This is a genomic window from Pseudomonas sp. B424, assembly GCF_055408345.1.
Window position 1 is genome coordinate 255662 of record NZ_JBUZTL010000001.1, and the last position, 13829, is coordinate 269490.

General features: G+C 60.6%; 19 protein-coding genes. 8 read left to right on the plus strand and 11 right to left on the minus strand.

All coding sequences use genetic code 11. The annotated features are described in order from the left end of the window. The first annotated feature begins 28 nt into the window (after window positions 1-28). The 6 genes from ACZRMS_RS00980 to ACZRMS_RS01005 are packed head-to-tail and all read left to right on the plus strand — an operon-like array spanning window position 29 to window position 4548. Window positions 29-499: a hypothetical protein gene (locus ACZRMS_RS00980; protein ID WP_463993938.1), complete on the plus strand. Its 471-nt coding sequence runs from the start codon at window positions 29-31 to the stop codon at window positions 497-499. After that, window positions 496-1683: a beta-ketoacyl-[acyl-carrier-protein] synthase family protein gene (locus ACZRMS_RS00985; protein ID WP_463993730.1), complete on the plus strand. Its 1188-nt coding sequence runs from the start codon at window positions 496-498 to the stop codon at window positions 1681-1683. The genes ACZRMS_RS00980 and ACZRMS_RS00985 overlap by 4 nt, the downstream gene beginning before the upstream one ends. Then, the gene (locus ACZRMS_RS00990; protein WP_463993731.1) at window positions 1680-2147 is read left to right on the plus strand and encodes a hotdog family protein; all 468 of its coding nucleotides are present in this window, start codon (window positions 1680-1682) and stop codon (window positions 2145-2147) included. Before ACZRMS_RS00985 ends, ACZRMS_RS00990 begins: the two co-directional genes overlap by 4 nt. After that, window positions 2140-2868 (plus strand): 3-oxoacyl-ACP reductase FabG, encoded by a 729-nt coding sequence (gene fabG, locus ACZRMS_RS00995; RefSeq protein ID WP_463993732.1) that lies wholly within the window; start codon window positions 2140-2142, stop codon window positions 2866-2868. Before ACZRMS_RS00990 ends, fabG begins: the two co-directional genes overlap by 8 nt. Then, window positions 2868-4094: a beta-ketoacyl-ACP synthase gene (locus ACZRMS_RS01000; protein ID WP_463993733.1), complete on the plus strand. Its 1227-nt coding sequence runs from the start codon at window positions 2868-2870 to the stop codon at window positions 4092-4094. Before fabG ends, ACZRMS_RS01000 begins: the two co-directional genes overlap by 1 nt. A 13-nt stretch (window positions 4095-4107) precedes the next feature. Then, complete coding sequence (locus tag ACZRMS_RS01005) at window positions 4108-4548, plus strand: hypothetical protein (RefSeq protein WP_463993734.1); 441 nt, start codon at window positions 4108-4110, stop codon at window positions 4546-4548. 73 nt (window positions 4549-4621) lie between these two features. On the opposite strand, the gene ACZRMS_RS01010 is transcribed toward ACZRMS_RS01005, so the two are convergent. Next, window positions 4622-4828: a helix-turn-helix domain-containing transcriptional regulator gene (locus tag ACZRMS_RS01010; RefSeq protein ID WP_463993735.1), complete on the minus strand. Its 207-nt coding sequence runs from the start codon at window positions 4826-4828 to the stop codon at window positions 4622-4624. A 416-nt stretch (window positions 4829-5244) separates the two neighbouring features. Between ACZRMS_RS01010 and ACZRMS_RS01015 the strand changes: the two genes are divergently transcribed. Then, window positions 5245-5427, plus strand: a complete 183-nt coding sequence (locus ACZRMS_RS01015; protein WP_463993736.1) for a DUF6124 family protein — start codon at window positions 5245-5247, stop codon at window positions 5425-5427. Window positions 5428-5492: 65 nt separating this feature from the next. Here the strand turns inward: ACZRMS_RS01015 and ACZRMS_RS01020 are convergent, their stop codons facing one another. Both ACZRMS_RS01020 and ACZRMS_RS01025 read right to left on the minus strand, forming a co-directional pair. After that, entirely contained in the window at window positions 5493-5825 is a 333-nt protein-coding gene (locus ACZRMS_RS01020) for a YceK/YidQ family lipoprotein (RefSeq protein WP_463993737.1), read from the minus strand. A 133-nt stretch (window positions 5826-5958) separates the two neighbouring features. Beyond that, the gene (locus tag ACZRMS_RS01025) at window positions 5959-6858 is read right to left on the minus strand and encodes a LysR family transcriptional regulator (RefSeq protein WP_463993738.1); all 900 of its coding nucleotides are present in this window, start codon (window positions 6856-6858) and stop codon (window positions 5959-5961) included. Between the two features lie 168 nt (window positions 6859-7026). On the opposite strand from ACZRMS_RS01025, the gene ACZRMS_RS01030 reads away from it, so the two are divergent. Next, window positions 7027-8259, plus strand: coding sequence for an MFS transporter (locus ACZRMS_RS01030; RefSeq protein ID WP_463993939.1), 1233 nt, complete (start codon window positions 7027-7029; stop codon window positions 8257-8259). 123 nt (window positions 8260-8382) lie between these two features. Here ACZRMS_RS01030 and gspM read toward each other — a convergent pair whose 3' ends face one another. From gspM to gspF, 8 genes are read right to left on the minus strand one after another with little or no spacing between them, the layout of a single operon-like run. Then, a complete protein-coding gene (gspM, locus tag ACZRMS_RS01035; RefSeq protein WP_463993739.1) occupies window positions 8383-8826 on the minus strand; it encodes a type II secretion system protein GspM in 444 nt (147 codons plus the stop codon). Continuing rightward, window positions 8823-9917 (minus strand): type II secretion system protein GspL, encoded by a 1095-nt coding sequence (gspL, locus tag ACZRMS_RS01040; RefSeq protein ID WP_463993740.1) that lies wholly within the window; start codon window positions 9915-9917, stop codon window positions 8823-8825. Before gspL ends, gspM begins: the two co-directional genes overlap by 4 nt. Continuing rightward, window positions 9914-10771: a type II secretion system minor pseudopilin gene (locus ACZRMS_RS01045; protein ID WP_463993741.1), complete on the minus strand. Its 858-nt coding sequence runs from the start codon at window positions 10769-10771 to the stop codon at window positions 9914-9916. Before ACZRMS_RS01045 ends, gspL begins: the two co-directional genes overlap by 4 nt. After that, the gene (gene gspJ / locus ACZRMS_RS01050; RefSeq protein WP_463993742.1) at window positions 10771-11331 is read right to left on the minus strand and encodes a type II secretion system minor pseudopilin GspJ; all 561 of its coding nucleotides are present in this window, start codon (window positions 11329-11331) and stop codon (window positions 10771-10773) included. Before gspJ ends, ACZRMS_RS01045 begins: the two co-directional genes overlap by 1 nt. Further along, the gene (gspI, locus tag ACZRMS_RS01055; RefSeq protein ID WP_463993743.1) at window positions 11324-11692 is read right to left on the minus strand and encodes a type II secretion system minor pseudopilin GspI; all 369 of its coding nucleotides are present in this window, start codon (window positions 11690-11692) and stop codon (window positions 11324-11326) included. Before gspI ends, gspJ begins: the two co-directional genes overlap by 8 nt. Beyond that, window positions 11682-12170 (minus strand): type II secretion system minor pseudopilin GspH, encoded by a 489-nt coding sequence (gspH, locus tag ACZRMS_RS01060; protein ID WP_463993744.1) that lies wholly within the window; start codon window positions 12168-12170, stop codon window positions 11682-11684. The genes gspI and gspH overlap by 11 nt, the downstream gene beginning before the upstream one ends. A gap of 3 nt (window positions 12171-12173) precedes the next feature. Beyond that, complete coding sequence (gene gspG / locus ACZRMS_RS01065) at window positions 12174-12614, minus strand: type II secretion system major pseudopilin GspG (RefSeq protein WP_463993745.1); 441 nt, start codon at window positions 12612-12614, stop codon at window positions 12174-12176. A 3-nt stretch (window positions 12615-12617) separates the two neighbouring features. Then, entirely contained in the window at window positions 12618-13829 is a 1212-nt protein-coding gene (gene gspF / locus ACZRMS_RS01070) for a type II secretion system inner membrane protein GspF (protein ID WP_463993746.1), read from the minus strand.

Genomic DNA, 13829 nt, shown 5'->3' on the forward strand with positions numbered 1-13829 from the left:
CGCGAGCAAGCCCGCTCCCACACGGATAATGTTTGTGTGGTTGTTGATGTGCATGCTGCTCAGTAGCTGCACCAGCCTGCCGCTGCCCAGGCACACGCCCACCCTGACCTTGCCCATGCAATTGCATGTCCAGCGCGAACAGGCCGATCAGCGTCAGGACTGGTTACTGGTGATTCAGCAAGAAGAGACCGGGTTGCGCTGGTCGCTGATGGACCCCCTGGGGATTCCGCTGGCACGTCAGTTGTTGCATGACGACAACTGGCACGCCGACGGCCTCTTGCCACCCAACCCTGAGGCCCGCGAACTGTTTGCCGCGCTATTGTTTGCGCTCACGCCTGCGGCGGAACTGGCGGATAATTATCCACAGGCACAATCTGCGTCTGATCTGCGATTTATGGGGCAACGCTGGCAAGTACATTACCAGCAACCCCGGGGCTTTCGCATCGACATGAAAGACGACCTGCACTACAGAATCAGCCCGCTGGAGACCGCACCGTGACTGCTTACCTCAACTATCTTGGCGTGATCTGCTCGCTGGGCCGTGGCCCCGATGAAGTCGCGCGCAAGCTGTTTGCCGGTGACTGCTCAGGCATGCAGCGGCAAAGCGGCTGGGTGCCTGAGCGCTCACTGACCATCGGCGCGGTGCATGGCGAGCTGGCTGCGATACCGCCTGAACTCAACCAGCAAAGCAGCCGCAACAACCGGTTGCTGCTGGAAGCGGCGTTGCAGATTCAAGGTGACATCGAACAGGCGATTCAGACTTTCGGCCGCGATCGCATCGCCGTTGTGCTGGGCACCAGCACCTCAGGCATTGATGAAGCCAGCCGGGGCATCGCCCACTACTTACACAACCAGCAGTTCCCGAAGGATTACGACTATCAGCAACAAGAGCTGAGCGCACCGGCCACGTTTCTGGCCGACTGGCTGAACATCACGGGGCCGGCTTATGTGATTTCTACCGCCTGCACCTCCAGTGCCCGTGCCCTGATGAGTGCCCAGCGGCTGCTGGACATGAACCTGTGTGACGTGGTGCTGTGTGGCGGAGTAGACACGTTGTGCAAGCTTACGCTCAACGGTTTTTCAGCGCTGGAAGCCGTCTCGGATGAGCGCTGCAATCCGTTTTCGGCGAACCGTCACGGCATCAATATCGGCGAAGCGGCGGTTCTGTTTGTGATGAGCAAGCAAGCCACTGACGCTCACTCCATCGCCCTGCTTGGCGCGGGTGCCAGCAGCGATGCACATCATATTTCGGCCCCCGAGCCCACCGGCCGCGGCGCTGCTCAAGCGATGCACAAGGCCCTGAGCCGTGCGGGTTTGCAGCCCGGACAAATCGGCTACCTCAACCTGCATGGCACCGCCACCCAGCACAACGACGCGATGGAAAGCCATGCCGTGACCCAAGTGTTCCCGCGAGGCGTACCGTGCTCGTCCACCAAACCCATGACCGGCCACACCCTGGGTGCCGCCGGCGCACTGGAAGCTGCCTTTTGCTGGCTGAGCCTGACCCATGGCAACCTTCTGGCCCCACATATCTGGGACGGTCAGGGCGATCCGGCACTCCCGGCCTTGAACTGGGTCACGCCCGGCCAGACCCTCGCCGCCGCTCCACAACGCTGCCTGATGAGCAACTCGTTTGCTTTCGGTGGCAATAACGTCAGCCTGATTATCGGAGACGCCCCATGATTGCCTGGCCGCTCGCCGAATTGCTGCCCCACGCCGGCGACATGATCCTTATTGATCAGGTGCTGGCGTTTGATGAAGAACAGATTCAAACCCGCCTGCGCGTGCGCGCAGGCGGGTTGTTCAACCGTGAAGACGGCAGCCTGCCCGCGTGGGTCGGTATTGAACTGATGGCCCAGAGTGTGGCGGCTTACGCCGGTTGCCGCGCCCATCTGCAAGGCCGGCCCGTGGAACTGGGCTTTCTGCTCGGCACGCGCAAATTTGAATGCAACGTCGAACACTTCCCCCTGGACGTCGAGCTGCACATCCACGCGCTGCGCTCACTGGAAGATGACAACGGCATGGGTGTGTTCGAGTGTCACCTTACCGGCCCCGGCATTCATGCCAGCGCCCGCCTGAACGTGTTCCGTCCGCCCCAGGCTGAAAACTACCTAGCTCAAGCATCCCAGGAGACCCGCCATGACTGAGTCCATTTTGGTCACAGGCTCCAGCCGTGGCATCGGCCGCGCCATTGCCTTGCGTCTGGCCCGGGCCGGTTTTGATCTGGTGCTGCATTGCCGCAGTGGCCGCAGCGAAGCCGACGCGGTGATGGCCGAAGTTCAAGCCTTGGGCCGCAGCGCCCGGGTGCTGCAATTCGACGTGTCGGAACGGGCCCAGTGCAAAGCCATACTGGAAGCCGACGTTGAAGCCCACGGCGCCTATTACGGTGTGGTGCTCAACGCCGGACTGACCCGCGACGGGGCATTCCCGGCACTGAGTGAAGACGATTGGGACGTAGTGATGCGCACCAACCTCGACGGCTTTTACAACGTGCTGCACCCGGTGATGATGCCAATGATCCGCCGCCGCCAGGCCGGGCGCATTGTGTGTATCACCTCGGTATCGGGGCTGATCGGCAATCGCGGCCAGGTCAATTACAGCGCCTCCAAGGCGGGTCTGATCGGCGCCGCCAAAGCACTGGCGATTGAGCTCGGCAAACGCAAAATCACCGTCAACTGCGTGGCCCCGGGCCTGATCGACACCGCCATGCTCGACGAAAACGTACCTGTAGAAGAACTGATGAAAATGATCCCAGCCCAACGCATGGGTACCCCGGAAGAAGTCGCCGGCGCCGTTAATTTTTTGATGTCTGCCGAAGCGGGTTACATCACCCGTCAGGTGCTGGCCGTCAACGGAGGCCTGTGCTGATGAAACGTGTTGTCGTCACCGGCATGGCCGGTATCACCTCGCTGGGCAGCGACTGGGCCAGTATTGAAGCCAACTTTGTAGCCGGGCGCAGTGGCATCCGGCGTATGGACGAGTGGGATCGTTTCACCGAACTCAACACCCGGCTGGCCGGGCCCATTGATGATTTCGCGGTGCCCGCACACTGGACCCGCAAACAACTGCGCAGCATGGGCCGCGTCTCTCGGCTGGCCGTGGGCGCAGCGGAGCTTGCGTTGCAAGACGCCGGCTTACTGGGCAACCCGATCATTCGCGATGGCCGCATGGGTGTAGCCTGCGGCTCGTCCACCGGCAGCACCGACGAGATCAAGGCTTTCGGCAATATGCTGCTCAACTCGGTAGCCGACGGTCTGAATGCCAACAGCTACGTGCGCATGATGCCGCACACCACCGCCGCCAATATCAGCATTTTCTTTGGCCTTACCGGGCGCTTGATCCCCACGTCCAGCGCCTGCACCAGCGGCAGTCAGGGCATCGGGTATGCCTATGAAGCGATCAAGTTCGGGCGCCTGGAGCTGATGCTTGCGGGGGGCGCGGAAGAGCTGTGCCCCACCGAGGCCATGGTGTTCGATGCGCTGTACGCCACCAGCCTGAAAAACGATGCACCGCACACCAGCCCGCGCCCCTACGACAGGGGCCGCGATGGCCTGGTGATAGGTGAAGGCGGCGGCATGCTGGTACTTGAAGAGCTGGAACACGCACTGGCCCGTGGTGCCCATATCCACGCTGAAATCGTCGGCTTTGGCAGCAACGCCGACGGCCAGCACACCACCCGCCCGGAAGTCAGCACCATGCGCCGGGCAATGGAACTGGCACTGGAAGATGCAGGCATCCCGGCGCAGGCCATCGGCTATGTAAACGGCCACGGCACCGCCACTGAACAGGGTGACATCGCCGAAACCCTGGCCACCAGCGAGCTGTTCGGCAAGCACATGCCCATCAGCTCGCAAAAGAGCTTTCTGGGCCACACCCTGGGCGCCTGTGGCGCGCTGGAATCGTGGTTCAGCATCGAAATGATGAACCGTGACCGCTATGTACCCACGCACAATCTGGATCACATCGACCCGCGTTGCGGCGAACTGGATTACCTGCGTGATGAGTTCCGTGTCATGCACAACGATTATGTGATGAACAACAACTTTGCCTTTGGCGGGGTCAACACGTCGTTGATCTTTCGTCGCTGGGTTTAATGGAGCCAATGGAATGTCTTGCTTGCTGCGTATTACCCTGATTGCCCTGGCCCTGCTGGGCACCGTGTCCTGCACCAGCAAACCCATACTCAACCCGGACCGCACTCTGCATGCGTCGATCCACAGCGACCGTGCGCAAATGCAACAGGCCATCGTTAAAACACTGGTGGCCCGTGGCTGGACGGTGCAAAAAATCACCCCGCAGCTGGTGCAGGCGCAAATCACCGTGCGTGAGCAATACCACGCCGAAATCGACATTCCGTACAGCGCCAACCACTACCAAATCGTCTACCGCGACAGCAGCGGGCTGGACTACAAAGACGGCAAGATTCACAAGAACTACATTCGCTGGGTACGTCTGCTGGACATGGGCATCGTGCGTGACTTGAAAGACAACCAGAACGAACGTACCGCCAGGCAGCTGTCGGAAGCGGCGCTGATGAATCCGCAGTAACACTCGATTTTTGCGGTACCCCTGACATGACAAAGGCGCCTTTCGGCGCCTTATTTACAAACAGACTGGCTTGTCATCGCATTGCGTCTGTCTGGCTCTGCGGCGGCTGTTTGCCCAGGGGCCTCAGAGTCTCACGCGCCTTGGCAACCCGGCCAAGCGCTTTGGCAATGAAGGCGGGATCATCCCCGGCTTCGTCCATGCATGCGTCAAGGTAATGCCCAATATTTTCTTCCGTTTTAAGGGATTCGGTACTGTCCCAACGAGTGAAATTTTCAGTCACAAGTTTTCTCCTTGATCTCAACCATCCGCAAAAGGTAACCCCAAGGCTACACCTGAAGAATCAGCTCCCTACACTTCCCTTTCGCCAGAAAGGCCATTTTGTTAAATAAAATATTAGGGGCCAACCGCGAGAGCGATCTCTTTCATTTGCAGGACGATTCCTAGAGAATCCTTGGGCCTTGCGCCTGTCTCTTTCGATCGCTAGCCTCCGGTACGTCATCCCCCATGGGTGACCGGATGTGCAAGTCCGTTGGATATAGCGCTGCAACACCAGCCGGTTTATGGCGGCTGTGCGCGGGAGACTTTCGAGTCTGCCGAGTTCTATATCCTCGGTCTTGCACACCCGCGTACAGCTGCCACCCTCTTTGTGTGCAAGCAAATGGTGAAAGCTCCCAACTTGATATGGAAAAGCTAACCATGACTCACACACCCGAAGTAGAACAAGCCCTCGAACACACCGAAGAACTGCTGCGCTGCGCCATCGCGACGGCCTATGCGTCGGCCGATAACCTGCAAGGCCTGAACCGCGATGTGGCGCTGACGGTGGTGCATTTGATTCAGCAGGTCAAAACGTCTGTGGATAAGTTGTTGCCCAACTAAGGCGCGCATAAAACAAAGGCGCTGCCTTCGGTAGCGCCTGCGGGTATTGGGCATATATTCAGCGATTAACCCCTGATATCAATATTGCCATCCTCGCTCTGACGGTAAATCGTATACGGCAGGGCAAGTGTGTCGAGAATCGCGGAAGGGATGAAGTCCAGGATCTGCAAAGGAATAAACCCCAAGGTCACAACCTCGATGTGCTGGGGCGGACCGTGCAGAATGCATAGATTGTATGACACGCCGCTGTACACACGAGGGATGGACTCACAATAGGTTTTTTCTTGCTTGAGATTACGGCGGGTGACTTCATCACCCTTCAGCACGGTATTAACCGTGCCACACCCCAAGAGTAAGTAGCACCAGACGGCGAGCAATGCGTAACGTGCATTTTTCATAAGCATCCCCTTCAAAAGTAGGGAGCCAAATTAACGAAAAACTTGCGCTGTTAGCGAACGTCGTCCCCCCCACATTTGTAAGAAACCTATGCAGTAAGACTGCCATATCAACTGACAGTTATCAGGTAAACCTCTACAGCGCCTCCACCGTCTTGCGCGTAAGCAGCTGTGCAAACGCATTCGCCATCGGTGAGTTGTTGCCCTTGCGCTGCACCAGCCACACTGCCGTGTTGGCGTCCGGATCAAGCAACGGCCGATACACCACGCCCTTGATCCGCATGTGCTGGAACGACGCCGGCAACACTGAAACGCCCAGCCCCGCCGACACCAGACCGATGATGGTCATGGCCTCACCCGCTTCCTGCGAAAAGTGCGGGCTGAAACCCGCTTGCCGCGCCAGGCTCAGCAACTGCGCGTACAGCCCGCTGCCGTAACTGCGCGGAAAGAACACAAAAGGCTCATCTGCCAACGCCGCCAGCTGCAAGCCCTGCTCGCTGCCTTCTGCCAGCGGATGGTCGGCCCGGATCACCGCCACCAGCGGCTCGCGAAACAACTCCACTGTGCTCAATGAATCAGGCAGCGCCAGCGGCCGCATGATGCCGACCTCGATGGTTTCATCCACCAGCCCCTCAGCCACCTCGCGGCTGCTCATTTCCTTGAGGTTCAGGTGCACTGCCGGGAAGGCCTGGCGAAACGCAAAAATCGCCTGGGGAATGCTGGAGTTGAACGGCGCCGATGAAGTGAAACCAATCTTCAACTCACCCAGTTCACCCAACTGCGCACGACGGGCCACGTCCGCGGCCTTGTCGACCTGGGCAAGCACCAGACGGGCCTCTTCCAGAAACAGCCGCCCCGCTTCGCTCAGCTCAACCCGACGGTTGGTACGGTCAAACAGCCGCGCCCCCAGTTCCTGCTCCAGCGCCTGTATTTGCTGGCTTAACGGCGGTTGCGAGATGCCCAGCAACTGGGCGGCGCGGCCAAAGTGCAGCTCTTCGGCAACGGCGATGAAGTAGCGCAAATGGCGCAGTTCCATACAAACTCCATTAAGTCGTAAAACCTATTAAACAGGTCGAATAATATATTGGAAAGAATCGATAGCCACCTATATTCTTTTGCCATTGCCGCTCGGCTTTACGCTTTTCTGAGGTCCCCCGTGAAAACTGCTGTCGCCCCTCTCGCCCACGAAGTCCCGCCGACTGCACTGGATGATGTTGTCGCGCAACTGAATGACGTGTTTATCGAGAAAGGCACCCCGATGTTTATGCGCACGGTGCTGGCGCTGTTTTCAGGCGGTTTTGCTACCTTCGCCCTGCTGTATTGCGTACAACCGATGATGCCGGTGCTGTCCCATGAATACGGGATCAATGCCGCGCAGAGCAGTCTGATTCTTTCCGTCGCCACGGCGATGCTAGCCATTGGCCTTCTGATTACCGGGCCCATTTCCGATGCCTTCGGGCGCAAGCCGGTGATGGTCTTCGCGCTGTTTTCTGCCGCTGCCTTTACCATGCTCAGCGCGCTGATGCCGACCTGGGAAGGGGTACTGATTACCCGCGCGCTGGTGGGTCTGTCCCTCAGCGGCCTGGCGGCAGTGGCGATGACCTACTTGAGCGAAGAGATTCACCCACAACACATCGGCTTGGCGATGGGGCTTTATATCGGTGGCAATGCGATTGGCGGCATGAGTGGCCGCTTGATCAGCGGCGTGTTGATCGACTTTGTGAGCTGGCACACGGCAATGCTGGTGATCGGCGGCCTGGCGCTGGCAGCAGCGATGGTGTTCGTGAAAATCCTGCCCGAATCGCGCAACTTCCGCCCACGGGCCATGAACCCGCGCAGCCTGCTTGACGGCTTCACCATGCACTTTCGCGATGCCGGACTGCCGTGGCTGTTCCTTGAGGCTTTCCTGCTGATGGGCAGCTTTGTGACGCTGTTCAACTACATCGGTTATCGCCTGCTGGCCGATCCGTACAACATGAATCAGGCCGTGGTGGGGTTGCTGTCGATTGTCTACCTGTCCGGGATTTACAGCTCGGCGCAGATTGGCGCGCTGGCGGACAGGCTGGGCCGACGCAAAGTACTGTGGGCCGTGATTGTGCTGATGCTGGCCGGGATCGCGCTGACCATGCTGGAGCCCATCGCTTTCGTGGTGATAGGCATGTTGTTGTTCACGTTCGGCTTCTTTGGCGCGCACTCGGTGGCCAGCAGCTGGATCGGCCGCCGGGCCACGAAAGCCAAGGGGCAGGCGTCGTCGCTGTACCTGTTCAGCTACTACGCAGGCTCCAGCATCGCCGGCACCTTGGGCGGGGTGTTCTGGCACCTTGCGGGCTGGAACGGTATCGGCCTGTTTATCGGCGGTTTGCTGGTGATTGCGCTCCTGGTGGCACTGCACCTGGCCAGGTTGCCGGTGCTGCCGGGGAATGCGCAACGCGCATAAATGCCCACTCTCTGTAGCCGCTGGCGCAGGTTGCGATAAGGTCCGCAAGACCTTGCGGCGAACTCAAGAGCGCGACCGCTTCGCGTTCGAACGCAGCCTGCGACAGCGGCTACACGTTAAGCGTCAGTTGTTGATCTGTAGCCGGGCCTGGAGGCTGCTGTCGCGTTTTTCCAGGATCAGACTTGCGAAGCGCGCGCCTTCCTGTTCGATGCGGTTGAGCCAGCCCAGTACCGCTACGGCATCCCCGTTCAGGCTGATACGTACGCCACCGGTGTCCAACTCGAACTGCTCAACGTTTAGCCCAGAACCCGCAGCACTTTCGCTCAAGCGCGAGGCCAATGGCTGATCAGAAACCTTCGCTGCTGACGCTGGCCGGGCCCGCTGTATTTGATCCGCGAGTGCCACATTTTTAAAGTACAGCGCCTGGGCCCCCTCTAACCGCTGCTGCGCTGGCAGCCAAAGCCCGTAAACGCCGAACACCGCCAGCAAGAACACGGCCAGTACGGCGCACAGCTGACGGTCACGACGCGCCAGGTGTTGCCAGCGTTCACGTAAAACAGCGTTCATCGCACGTCCTCCAAAGTGAGTAATGCCTGCACCCGATTGCCCTGCTGGCTGGCGTTACCCAGGGTGATAGGCAGTGCGCTCTGCACACCGCGCGCGCGCAGTTGTTCAACTTCGGCAAAACTGCTGGCCGTGATGTTCAGTGCCCAGCCGACACCCGCGCGCCACTCCATGCGTTGCACTTCGACACTGCTGGCGCCAATCACCTGTTCGGTCAGTTGGAGCAGTCGCACCAGGTGGCCGGTGCCCGGGGTCGCGCCTTGTTGTTGCACTGCCTTGAGTTGCGCGGACAGGTCAACGATGCGGGCTTGCTCGGGGTAGAGGGCTTTGAAACGCTGCTCGCTGAGGGCGTACAAGCTCGCCGCTTCGCCTTCCAGAAAAGCGCTGCGCAGGTGGGTGAACCCCAGCGCCAGACTAAATACCAGCAACAGTGCAGCGCTGAGCCCGCGCCAGGGCAGGCGTGTGGAGGCTTGCCTGAACTCGCCTTGCAGCAGGTTAATCCCATGTGGGCTAAACGGGGCTCGCGCCTGTTCGGGTAGCCAGACCATTGCCTGAGGCAGCAACGTTTTGACCGCTTCAAGGCTTTGGGCCGATAGCGCCAGCCGTGCATCAAGGGCACCGCCGATCAGCCAGCGCCCGTCCCACCAGGCGCCATAAGCCTGATCGCGGGGTAACAGGTCGGCATCCGCATGGGCGCTGACAATGTTGAGCCCGCACTCGCGAAGCTGCTTGAGCACATCCTTGAGCCGCTGTTTGTGCGTTACCAGCAGGGGGTAGCGCGGTGGTGTCTGCACCGGCCCGACGGCGATATGCAAGTCATCCAGGTCGTCAGCCAGTTGATCTTCGACGCTGAATGCCAGGCTTTGAGCCGTGGGCCGACTTCTGCCCGGCCAGGGTTCGGTCAACAGCCAACTGCACATTTCCATCGGCAGGATCAGCTTTACCTCACGGCCTTTAAGTGCTGGCGCGGCTTCGCTCAGCGCGCTGCAATGGGGGGCGGTGTGGTCGTGCCACAGATAGACGCGTGCGTTGCAAAAGTCGATTTCGCCGTGGTGTGCGAAGTCTTTCGCGGTGAGATATAGCCAGCTGTTCATCGAGAAGGTTCGCTGTGTGTGGGCGCTTGAAAACGCCGCTGCAAGAGGTGCCATTGACCTGTAACCGGATCTCGGGCCACATCACTTTCAAGGCGCAAGCGACGCGCCCCCAAACGGACATCCGTGGTGATCCGAAACCAGCGGCTATTGACGCCCAACCCCTGGCTATTGACGCCCAGCCCGATCAGCGCCGGCGTGAAGGTGAAGTCCTGGACGCTGGCATAACCTTGCAGCCCACGCTCGCTCACAAGCCTGCGCGCCACGTCTGGCGTCACGCCTTCAAGAGTCGCCAACAACGTGGCAGGGGCGGTGTTGATGTTGAGCGCTGCGCCTGTGCCCAAGAGCGCGAGCCACGGCTGCATGTGCGTATACCACTGTGCATCGACGCCGGGGACTTGGCGCAATTGGCTGATGTCGCTCAGGCTCAGGCCTTGAAAGGCACTGGCGGGTATGGGAGGCAGTTCGAGCAGGGTTTGCAGGCGCAGCCAGCGTTGCGCCGTCACCTTATTGACCGGCTCTTTGCCGAGCAATGCGCTGATGTCAAAGCGCCCTGCCAGATCTTCGATCTGCACCTCGACCTGGCCATTGTCGATGCCCATTGTCGGCGTTCCCGTGGCCCAGGCTTGTTGGGCGGCTACGACGGCTTGCGGATCGACCAGCAGATCGCGCAAACGCAGGCGCCCCCAGGCTTCACCGGCGAAACTCAATTGGCGCAGTTGCAGTTGGTGAATCTGTTGAGCGCTGCTGTGCAGTGCCAATCGCTGGCTGCGAAGCATGCCTGCGGTGATCAGCAGCGCCAGGCTCATGACCAGCAGCACGGTAATCAGCGCAATGCCTTGCTGACCCCGACGCATTACTCACCCTCCGGTAACAGCAGCACCCGGCGCACGCGTTCGAAGCGTCCGACCGAAAACTGAATTTCCAGCGCTCTGGGCGTGGTGTTTGGGGCGGCTTTGCCGTTGGGCCAATCGCTGCGCCAGCCGCTGTCGGGATCAAACAAACGCCAACTCAAGTCGCGTACATCGCTGAGCAGTTTTTGTTTTTGCAGCACGGGCAAGTCCCGGCCCTGGCTGTAGCGCCAAAGCACACCGTTTTCGAGCCGGTAGCTGATGTCTTGCAGTTCGCTGCGCGGTTGGCCCAGCGGGTTGCGCCAGTTGCCACGGCGCAGGGTCAGTTGATCGGGTAGCAGCTGGATCCCCGGCTGCTTGGCCGAGGTCTGAACCTGCAGTACATCACGCTCGATCAACCCTACTGCCCGTTGCAAGCTGCGCAGGGCCTGTTCATGGGCACTGCTGTTGCGCTCGGCGCGCACGATGGTGTCAAACAGGCGCCAGCAACCTATGCCCAGCAACGCGAAAATAGCGATGGCAATCACCAGTTCGAGCAGGGTGAAGCCCGCCTGCGGCTTAGTCATGTGTGGCCGCTATCCAGTGGGTCAGCGACTGCCGGGCATGCTCGCTGCCCACCGGGCTGACACTCAGTTCAACGCGCAGCAGCCCCGTGCCGGGTTCGGCCACGATACGTTGGCTCAGGCGCCAATCACGCTGTGCAAAACTCACATCAAGGGTTCGTTGCCCCTGCGGCGGGGGCTGGGTTTGCAGTTGCAATTCGCTGAGGTGGTTGTCGGCCAGCCACGCGCCGAATAGTCGAGCCTCGACCCGCGCGCTCTGCCCCAGCACATACTGGCTAGCAGACATGAGCGCCGCCGCCAACGTGGCGAAAACGGCGAGCGCGACCATGATTTCCAACAGGGTGAAGCCCTTTTCATACTTCATGGCCAGCCTCAGGCACGTCGATCACGGCATCGCCAAGGCCATCGCTGACAATGCTGCGCCAGCGCTGCGGCGGGCTGTCAAAGTGCAGGCTGAATACAGTGCTTTCATCGCTGCTCAGCCACAACAACTGCGGCGTGCCCGCGCCGGCGATCAGTGGCTGATCTTGCCCCTCCAGGGTCAGCGCGAGGAGCAACCCGTCAGGCAGCGATACCCGTGGCTCGAGCGCCTGCCATTGCTCACCGTCGAAGCGCATCAGTTGGTAGGCCGCTGGCTCCAGCCGCAGGCCATATTCCTGGCCTTCCAGTACGGCCTTTTCGCGCACGCCGTGCATCAGGCCGAGCAACGCGCCTGCTTCCTGGCGCGCGTGCCGGGGGTTGTTGTCGCCCAGGCTGATATGCACCATCGAGACGAGTACGCCGATGAGCACAATGACCACCATCAACTCGATCAAGGTAAAACCCGCCGTACTCTGGCGCATGCCTTAATTGCTCCAGTTGCCGATGTCTGCGCCATAGCCTTCACCGCCGGCGACTCCGTCCGAGCCCAAGGAGAACAGGTCGTAACCGGCCGAGTGGGTGCCCGGATTCAGGTATTGATAGGGTGTGCCCCACGGGTCCAGCGGCATGTTTTTCAGATAGCCCTGGGGGTTCCAGTTTTTCGCCACGGGGGGGCCGGCCGGCCGGGTGGTCAGGGCTTCCAGGCCCTGCTGGGTGGAGGGGTAGTTGAAGGTGTCGAGCCGGTACATTTCCAGGGCGGTGGATATCGCCTGGATGTCGGTGCGCGCGGCGGTGACTTTGGCTTGATCCGGGCGGCTCATAAACTGCGGCACCACGATGGCGCCCAGCACACCAATAATCACCACTACCACCATGATTTCGATCAGGGTGAAGCCGCGTTGCGTGGATTTCGAGGAGGTTTTCATCGGTCAATTCACCAGTTGATTGAGGCTAAGAATCGGCAACAAAATGGCCATGACGATCAGCATGACAACGCCGCCCATCAGCACCAGCATGATCGGTTCGAACAAGCTCACCACCAGCGCAATACGCGCCGCGAGGGTTTTTTCCTGCTGCTCGGCGGCCCGTGCCAGCATGCTGTCCAGCTCGCCGGCGCGTTCGCCGCTGGCGATCAGGTGCAGCATCATCGGGGGGATATCGCCGCTGCGTTCCAGGCCCCGGGCCAGGGTGCCGCCTTCGCGTACGGTACGGGCGACATCGTGCATGCGCTGACGGATGGCCAGGTTGGCAATCACCACAGCCGAGATTTCCAGAGCATCTACCAGGGGGACGGCGCTCTTGCCCAAAATCGCCAAGGTGCTGGCAAACCGCGCAGCTTCCATCGCTCGCAGTACGCCGCCTACCAGCACCAGGTCAAGCAACAGCGCATGCCAGCGCAGCCTTAGCCGGGGTTGACGCAAGGCCCAGCGCGCGGCGCTGGCGCCTGCGAGCAACAGCAGCAGAAGGAGCCAGCCGTAGCTGCGCAAACCGCTGCTGATGGCGATCATGGCCTGGGTCAGCACGGGTAATGGCTGGCCGCTGTCGATAAAAATCTTCACCACGTCCGGCACCACGTAACCGAGCAAGAAGCCGACGATGGCCACCGAGGCGAACATCAGGATCATCGGATAGACCAGTGCCAGTTGAATTTTCTGGCGCGAGGTCTGACGGGCTTCGGTGTAGTCGGCCAGTTGCTCCAGCACATGACCCAGATGGCCACTACGCTCGCCGGCGGCGACCGTGGCGCGGAACAGTTCAGGGAACGCCCGGGGAAACGCCGCCAGTGCCGTGGCCAGCGCGTGCCCCTCGATCACTCGGCTGCGCACGGCGGCCAACAAGTTGCTCACCGCGCGTTTTTCACTTTGCGCCGCCACCGCGCCCAAGGCTTCTTCAAGGGGTAAACCGGCATGAATCAGGGTCGACAGCTGGCGCGTGAGCAGGGCCAGGTCGGTGCCCCCTATCCGCGTCCCCGACTGCGCGTGACGCCCGGCCTGGCGACTGTTTTTGGCCCCGCTCAAGCGAGTAATACGCAGGCCCCGCTCGCGCAGGAGCTGGCGTGCATGACGGGCACTCTCCGCCTCTTGCAGCCCTCGACAGCAGCGGCCATTGGCGTCCTGAGCCCGGTACTCAAAGGCTGGCAT